At 44.3% G+C, this 7,538-nt stretch carries 9 protein-coding genes; all 9 read left to right on the top strand.

Annotated elements, in window-relative coordinates; all coding sequences use genetic code 11:
- Nucleotides 1–1,292: tRNA (N6-isopentenyl adenosine(37)-C2)-methylthiotransferase MiaB (gene miaB / locus EGI32_RS09295; RefSeq protein ID WP_255155120.1), on the top strand; the 1,292-nt coding region annotated here is incomplete at its 5' end.
- A 5-nt stretch (nucleotides 1,293–1,297) separates the two neighbouring features.
- Complete coding sequence (locus EGI32_RS09290; RefSeq protein WP_255155119.1) at nucleotides 1,298–1,618, top strand: nucleotidyltransferase family protein; 321 nt, start codon at nucleotides 1,298–1,300, stop codon at nucleotides 1,616–1,618.
- Complete coding sequence (locus tag EGI32_RS09285) at nucleotides 1,602–1,934, top strand: DUF86 domain-containing protein (protein WP_255155118.1); 333 nt, start codon at nucleotides 1,602–1,604, stop codon at nucleotides 1,932–1,934. Before EGI32_RS09290 ends, EGI32_RS09285 begins: the two co-directional genes overlap by 17 nt.
- A 41-nt stretch (nucleotides 1,935–1,975) precedes the next feature.
- Nucleotides 1,976–3,226: a sigma-54-dependent Fis family transcriptional regulator gene (locus EGI32_RS09280; RefSeq protein ID WP_255155117.1), complete on the top strand. Its 1,251-nt coding sequence runs from the start codon at nucleotides 1,976–1,978 to the stop codon at nucleotides 3,224–3,226.
- A 144-nt stretch (nucleotides 3,227–3,370) separates the two neighbouring features.
- Nucleotides 3,371–3,892, top strand: coding sequence for an LPS assembly lipoprotein LptE (lptE, locus tag EGI32_RS09275; RefSeq protein WP_255155116.1), 522 nt, complete (start codon nucleotides 3,371–3,373; stop codon nucleotides 3,890–3,892).
- 113 nt (nucleotides 3,893–4,005) lie between these two features.
- Complete coding sequence (locus tag EGI32_RS09270; RefSeq protein WP_255155115.1) at nucleotides 4,006–4,986, top strand: hypothetical protein; 981 nt, start codon at nucleotides 4,006–4,008, stop codon at nucleotides 4,984–4,986.
- A gap of 39 nt (nucleotides 4,987–5,025) precedes the next feature.
- Nucleotides 5,026–5,397: a preprotein translocase subunit SecG gene (gene secG, locus EGI32_RS09265; protein ID WP_255155114.1), complete on the top strand. Its 372-nt coding sequence runs from the start codon at nucleotides 5,026–5,028 to the stop codon at nucleotides 5,395–5,397.
- Nucleotides 5,398–5,483: 86 nt separating this feature from the next.
- On the top strand, nucleotides 5,484–6,521 hold the full coding sequence (mltG, locus tag EGI32_RS09260; RefSeq protein ID WP_255155113.1) for an endolytic transglycosylase MltG: 1,038 nt from the start codon (nucleotides 5,484–5,486) through the stop codon (nucleotides 6,519–6,521).
- Nucleotides 6,518–7,480 carry a YihY/virulence factor BrkB family protein gene (locus tag EGI32_RS09255; RefSeq protein ID WP_255155112.1) on the top strand — a complete coding sequence of 321 codons (963 nt, stop codon included), beginning with the start codon at nucleotides 6,518–6,520 and terminating at the stop codon, nucleotides 7,478–7,480. The genes mltG and EGI32_RS09255 overlap by 4 nt, the downstream gene beginning before the upstream one ends.
- Nucleotides 7,481–7,538 lie beyond the last annotated feature (58 nt).

The following is a 7,538-nucleotide window of genomic DNA, read 5'->3' as shown; positions in this document are numbered from 1 at the left end:
AAGTGGTGGCTTCCATTTTACAAAAAGAAGGATTTGGCGCCACTACTGATGTAGATACGGCTGATCTTATCCTGATCAACACCTGTTCTATCCGCGAAAAAGCGGAAGACAGGGTACGTAAACGCCTCACCGAATTCCGGCAACTCAAACGATCTAACCCGGGCCTGGTGGTGGGTGTTTTGGGCTGTATGGCCGAACGCCTGAAAGCCAGTTTTATAGAAGAAGAAAAACTCGTGGATATAGTGGTAGGCCCTGATGCTTACCGCAGCCTTCCCGGCCTCATTGAAGAAGCCAATGGCGGGCAGAAAGGGGTGAATGTATTGCTGAGCCGCGAAGAGACCTATGCCGATATTGCGCCGATAAGGCTAAACAGTAATGGCGTAACCGCTTTTGTGAGCATCATGCGTGGCTGTAACAATATGTGTTCTTTCTGTGTAGTGCCTTTTACCCGTGGCCGCGAACGCAGCCGCGATGCAGCCAGCATCGTGCAGGAATGTGAGGCATTGTTCAACGAAGGCTACCGCGAAGTGACCCTGCTCGGACAAAACGTAGACAGTTACCATTGGATAGATGAACAGAAGGACGAGACGGTGACGTTTGCACGCCTGATGGAACTGGTAGCCAATATATCGCCGTTGCTGCGCATCCGTTTTTCTACTTCTCATCCGAAAGATATTACCGATGATGTATTACACATCATGGCGAAATATGAAAACATCTGCAATTACATTCACCTGCCGGTACAAAGTGGCAGTACAAGGGTTTTGCAGATGATGAACAGGACATACAGCCGCGAATGGTACCTGGCAAAAGTAGATCGCATCCGCGAAATATTGCCGGATTGCGGCATTTCCACCGATATGATCGCGGGTTTCTGTACCGAAACGGAAGAAGAGCACCAGGAATCACTCAGCCTCATGGAATATTGTAAATATGACCTGGCTTACCTCTACTTCTATTCCGAAAGGCCCGGAACCCTTGCCGCCAGGAGGTTTAAGGATGATGTGCCGCTGGATGTAAAAAAACGCAGGCTCCAGGAGCTGGTAGATCTGTACCGCGATCATTCGTTGATCAGCATGCAGAAAGATGTAGGCAAAGTTTTTAAAGTGCTGGCAGAAGGAAATTCAAAAAAGAGCGAGGATGAATTATATGGCAGGGCAGATAATAATAAGGTAGTGGTGTTTCCTAAGCACAACTTTGTAAAAGGCGACTACGTTTCAGTAAAAATCACTCACTGTACTGCCGGAACACTACTCGGCATTCCGGTTGATACCAATAACACAGATAACTAAATCAGATGATCGCTGATATCATAAAAAATAACTTAATCCCTATTCACGGCATTTGCGAAAAATTTGGCGTAAAATCATTGCACCTGTTCGGCAGTGCGGCAGATAATACTTTGACTTCTAAGAGCGACATAGATTTTTTAGTTGATTATTTTAAAGATCAGGAAGGGCTTCCTAAAGCACCATTCGATTATTTCGATATTTTATTTTCTTTAGAAAATATAACAGGTAAAAAAGTAGATCTCGTAGTAAAGGATGCATTAAGGAACAGCTATTTTATCAATAGTTTTAATAATAATAAAGTATTGATATATGAAAAAAGAGATTAATTCATATATCGAGGATATAGCTTTTTCAATCGAAAGGATTGAATTTCATGTAAAGGATACCGGGTCTTTTGCTGATTTTAAAATTTCATATACAGTCTATGATGCTGTTGAGAGAAGGCTTGCAATTATTGGAGAAGCAATGTGGCAAATGAATAAAATAAATCCTGAAATAGATTTTACAGATAAGGCGAAGATCATTGGATTAAGACATATTCTTACACATGATTACGATCTGATAAGTCCGGAAATAATCTGGAAGATTTTACAGAATAATATTCCGGTCTTAAAAGAAGAAATAGAAAAATATTTTAAATAATTAAAAACCAAGGTCCCCCTTCAGGGGGCGGAGGGGGTAATATGGATCAACAAGCAATCAAAAACCGTTTCGGTATTATCGGCAATACACCAGCGCTCAATCATGCATTGAACGTGGCGATGCAGGTGGCCAATACCGACCTCAGCGTACTCATCAATGGTGAGAGCGGTGTGGGTAAAGAAGTTTTTTCCCAGATAATACATGCACTTTCGGCACGCAAGCACAATCCGTTCATCGCGGTCAATTGCGGCGCCATACCGGAAGGCACAATCGATTCCGAATTGTTCGGGCACGAAAAAGGTTCTTTCACCGGTGCTGTCGACAGTCGCAAAGGTTATTTTGAAACAGTCAATGGCGGTACCATCTTCCTGGATGAGATCGGCGAATTGCCGCTTGGCACCCAGGCCCGCCTGTTGCGTGTGCTGGAAACAGGCGAATACATCCGCGTAGGTAGCAGTAAAGTACAGAAAACGGATGTGCGGGTAATTGCCGCCACCAACAAGGACCTGCTGGAATCAACTACCAACGGCCGTTTCAGGGAAGACCTCTATTACCGCCTTAATACGGTTCCGATAAGGGTTCCCGCTTTGCGTGACAGGAAAGAAGATATTCTCCTGCTCTTCCGCAAATTCGCTACCGACTTCGCCGATAAATACAAAACCACAACTGTGCAGTTGAACGAAGAAGCAAGGAATGCACTCGTCAATTATTCATGGCCGGGGAATGTACGCGAACTCAAAAATATTGCAGAGCAGATATCCGTATTGAGCATCGACAAAAATATTACGGGTGAACAATTACGCACTTTCCTGCCCGATCACAATTACAACCGCATGCCTGTGCTCGCCGGCGGAAACGGCAATGTGAGCCAGACCGAATTTGCCAATGAAAGGGAGATCTTATACAAACTTTTTTTCGACATGAAAAAAGATGTGAACGAGCTGAAGAAAATGTTTTACGACCTGTTGCAAAACCCGGGTATGGGAGCTCATGCGCCCGTGTATACCAATGATAACAACAACAATAACAACATCCGCGAACTAAGCACGGTTGGTAATAATTCAAACAATTACAACCCTTCACCGGTGATCATACAGGGCAACCAGGAATCGCAGATCCATCACCATGAAGAAGTGGAAGAATCGCTCAGCATCATCGACAAAGAAAAAGAACTCATCATAAAAGCATTGAAAAAACACCGGGGAAAACGCCGCGATGCTTCACTCGATCTCGGCATCAGCGAAAGGACCTTGTACAGGAAATTGAAGGAATATGATATAGAAGACCTGTAAGTCAATGGTGAATAGTGAATAGTGAATGGTGAATGGTGAAAACTTCGAAGTTTATATAACATTTGAAGTTTTAAAAATCGGTGGTCTATGGTCGGTCGTCAAAAATTCGTGTAATTGGTGTAATTCGAAAAATTCGTGTAATAAATGAAATACTTCTCTTCCATAAAAATACTGATAGCCCTTTCGTTCGCGATGGCCCTTTCAGGGTGCGTTTCGTGCAAATACAGTTTCAAGGATGTATCGCCGATACCCGAAGCCGTAAAGACTTTCAGGGTAAACCCTATCGAGAACAAAGCCCAGTATGTGAATACACAGCTTGCGCAGCAACTCACCGAAAAGGCAAAACAGAAGATCATCAACACCACCAGGCTACGCCAGACCAACAGCGACGATGCCCATTATGATATCAGTGGTTACATCTCACAATATTATACCACTACCATCAGTATCACCGACAAGCAGGCCAGTGGCAACCGGCTGAATGTCGGGTTTCACCTGATCTTTAAAAATACCCTGGATCAGACCAAGGATTTCGAAGCGGATTTTTCCCGCTCCTACGATTTCGACGGACAAACTTCGCTAATACAGGCCGAGTCAACGTTAACACCCAAGATTGTGACCGATCTTTCGGATGAGATATTTAATAAGATATTTTCTAACTGGTAGAAGGGTTGAAGGTTGATAGTTGAAGGTTCAAGGCCAGTGATTTCAACTTTCAACCTTCAACTTTCAACTTTCAACTATCAACCTTCAACCTTCAACCTTCAACTTTTAACCTTATGCCCCATCAATCTTTATATCAGACTGTATTCCACCACGGCACTTCCGGGAATGATACGGTAAAAGAGCTGGAACAGGTAACCAGGGAATTCCCTTATTTCAGCGTGGCGCATTTTTTCCTGCTGAAAAATATGGAGGCCGGTCATGAGGAGGCGGATAAAATTACCGCGAAAACAGCCCTTCATTTCAGCAATCCTTACCTGCTCCGGCAACAGCTGCTTAAAGAGGTCAGGCCGGTTACCGAAACCCAAATGGCACCTGAACCTGCTGAAGCAGCAACTGAAGTGATAGAAACCCCGATCGTAACCGAAGAACAATCACACGAAGCACCGGAAACAGCAATAGAGGAAAATTTTACCGGAGAAGAAATTGAAGGGCCTGTGGTTGAACCGCTTGTTGAAACTGTTCAGCCTGTTGAGGAAGAATTATCGGTTGTACCCAAAAAAGAATCATACGAAGCACCGGAAGCGGCAATAGAAAATTCTACCGGAGAAAAAATTGAAGGGCCTGTGGTTGAACCGGTTGTTGAAACTGTTCAACCTGTTGAACCTGTGGCAGTTGAAGCTCCGGAAGCAACTGTTTCCGAACCGGTAAAAGCCGGATCCAAAAAAGAAGAACTTTTGTTTGAGCCCTTATATACCACTGATTATTTTGCTTCGCAGGGACTAAAGCTGAGTGAAGAGGTTCAACCAACCGATAAACTGGGAAAACAGCTGAAAAGCTTTACAGAGTGGCTGAAAACCATGAAGAAAGTACACGAGAGCAAATTGCCCGAAGGCAGCGAACAACTGGATGCTTCGGTGAACAAACTGGCCGAAAAAAGCAATAAGGACGAGGAAGTGATCACGGAGGCGATGGCGGAGGCTTACATTACGCAGGGCAAGCCCGAAAAGGCCAAAGATGTTTATTTAAAATTAAGTTTGCTCAATCCCTCCAAAAACGCTTACTTTGCAGCCAAAATAGACCAGATTGCCTGGTAACAGGCTGATCGGCAATTAAATTTTAAAAAGAAATATAACATGTTAGCTTTATTCGGTGTATTAATTATTATTGCTTCAGTGGTACTGGGATTGATCGTTCTGATCCAAAATCCAAAAGGTGGCGGCCTTTCCGGCGCTTTGGGTGGATTTGGCAACCAGCTGATGGGTGTTAAACAAACTACTGACGTACTGGAAAAAGGTACATGGGTATTCAGCGCTATCGTAGGTATTCTTTGCCTGGTTTCCCCTGCTTTCATCAGCAAGGATGCAGCCGCTGGTTCAAAAGGAAATGACCTTATTGAAAAGACTACAAACGCGGCTCCTAAGCAACAGGCCCCGGCTACTACTCCTGCAACAACACCATCTGCTACTGTGCCGATGCCGCAGACAGTGGATACTTTGAAAAAATAAGGATCACCTTAAAAATATTTTAACCTCGCCTGCAAAGAGCGGGGTTTTTTTATATTACTTTGTCGAAAGATCATACCGCTTTATTTATGAAAAAGATCCTGCTCATTATTTTACTGCTCGTGCTGGTAGCCGCGGCATTTATCGGCTGGAATGTGTTTGGACCGGTGGTGAATGTACCCGACGGTAAATATTTATACATCAAGACCGGCTCTACTTACGACGACGTAAAGAAACAATTGGTGGCGGACAAGATATTATCAGGAACTTTTTTCTTCGATAAACTCGCCAGCCAGGTAAAGTATGCCGGAAACGTAAAAGCAGGCAAATATGATCTGAGTAATGCACGCAGCCTGTACAAACTGGTGCGCATGCTGAAATCCGGCAGCCAGTCTCCCGTAAAACTCGTGATCAATAAATTGCGTACCAAAGAAGACCTGGCGGGAAAGATCGGGAAGAATTTCGAGTGTGATTCCACCGACGTCATCCATTTTCTTACCAGCAATGATTCGCTGGCGTCGTTTAAACTCGACACCAATACGGTGATGACAGCCGTGATACCAAACACTTACCTGTTTCAATGGAACGGTTCTTTTAAAAAATTGCTGACCAGGCTGCAGGATGAAAAAAATAAATTCTGGACAGAAGAACGCAAAGCCAAAGCTGCCGCAAAAGGCCTGACCATAGAGCAGGTGTATACCATGGCGAGCATCGTGGAAGAAGAGACCTTGCTGCCGGAAGATAAATTACTGATCGCGAGCACCTATATCAACCGCATCAAAAAAGGGATGAGGCTCGGTGCCGATCCTACGGTAAAATATGCCATGCGTGACTTTGGACTGAAAAGGATCTACGAAAAACATTTGAAATTCGTATCGCCTTACAATACTTACCTGAACAGCGGTTTGCCTCCGGGGCCTATCTGTACGCCATCAAGCAAAACAATCGATGCTGTACTGGATGCGCCGCAAACCAACTATTTTTTCTTTGTAGCCAAACCGGATCTTAAAGGATATTCCAATTTTGCGGAAACATATGAGCAGCACATGGTATTTGCCAAAGCATACCAGCACGCATTGGATAGTATCGAGCTGATCCGCCAGAAAAAAAGACAAGCCATCCCTTGAGAAAGATCCAACGCGTCATATACAAGAGAACCCCCTTTCCCTATCTGCTCAATCAAAGCAAGAAGTGGCACCTGCCCGGGTTTGAAGGATTGCCGTTGTATGATGTGATCATGTTCTTCCGCAAATCCATCCGCTCGCAAAGCCTTACGGAAAGGGCCGCCGCGATCTCTTATAATTTTATCATGGCACTGCCGCCATCGCTGCTTTTCCTGTTTACGATCATTCCGCACCTGCCCTTTGTGTCGGTAAAAAGTATCAAGTTCCAGCTGCATGCATTGATCTACGATATCATCCCGGCAAAAGGGCATAACCAGAGTATCATCGCTTTCATCGACAGTTTCCTCGATGGCGCCAGGATCGGGTTGCTCTCCTTCGGGTTGTTGTTTGCACTTTTTTTCGCCTCCAATGCCATGATGGGACTGATGCGCTCCTTCAACAAAAAATACCTGGGTTTTGAAGAACGAAAAGGCCTGCATAAAAGATGGATAGCCATCAAACTCACGATCCTCATTTTCGGTTTACTGATGGCCTACCTGATCCTGCTGATCATGCAGGGGGCTTTGTTGAACCTGGTGGTAAAGAGCCGCGACTGGAAACAAGTCATCTTTTATTCAAGATGGGTGCTGATAGTACTGCTGGTATTTTTTGCCATCGCTTTCATTTTTAAATATGCCCCTGCCATACAAAAAAGATGGAAACTGGTATCCCCCGGAGCAATCCTCACTACATTTTTAAGCTTGCTCGCTTCGCTCGGATTTTCCGCTTTTGTAAATAGTTTTGGTAAATACAATGCCTTGTATGGCGCCATCGGGACCATCATGATGTTGATGGCCCTGGTTTTCATCAATTCGCTGGCACTGCTGATCGGCTTCGAGCTAAACGTTAGTATAAGTTCACTTAAAGTAATTGCCGCTGAGCGGGAAGCGGAAGAAAAAGCGAGGAAAATGAATAATGGATAATGGATAATTTTCTTTCGGATTTGATGACTTCACTTTTCTGATAATACTTGCTTTTAAA

The sequence above is a fragment of the Ferruginibacter sp. HRS2-29 genome (genome assembly GCF_024343615.1).
In the GTDB taxonomy this organism is placed as follows: domain Bacteria; phylum Bacteroidota; class Bacteroidia; order Chitinophagales; family Chitinophagaceae; genus Ferruginibacter.
Note: the sequence above shows the minus strand (reverse complement) of the source record. Positions and strands in the feature narration are given on the sequence as shown.

What these genes read in the sequence shown, in the direction of transcription:
- EGI32_RS09290 (WP_255155119.1), top strand. Translation starts at nt 1,298, where the DNA reads ATGATCGCTGATATCATAAAAAATAACTTAATCCCTATTCACGGCATT.
- EGI32_RS09285 (WP_255155118.1), top strand. Translation starts at nt 1,602, where the DNA reads ATGAAAAAAGAGATTAATTCATATATCGAGGATATAGCTTTTTCAATC.
- EGI32_RS09280 (WP_255155117.1), top strand. Translation starts at nt 1,976, where the DNA reads ATGGATCAACAAGCAATCAAAAACCGTTTCGGTATTATCGGCAATACA.
- lptE (WP_255155116.1), top strand. Translation starts at nt 3,371, where the DNA reads ATGAAATACTTCTCTTCCATAAAAATACTGATAGCCCTTTCGTTCGCG.
- EGI32_RS09270 (WP_255155115.1), top strand. Translation starts at nt 4,006, where the DNA reads ATGCCCCATCAATCTTTATATCAGACTGTATTCCACCACGGCACTTCC.
- secG (WP_255155114.1), top strand. Translation starts at nt 5,026, where the DNA reads ATGTTAGCTTTATTCGGTGTATTAATTATTATTGCTTCAGTGGTACTG.
- mltG (WP_255155113.1), top strand. Translation starts at nt 5,484, where the DNA reads ATGAAAAAGATCCTGCTCATTATTTTACTGCTCGTGCTGGTAGCCGCG.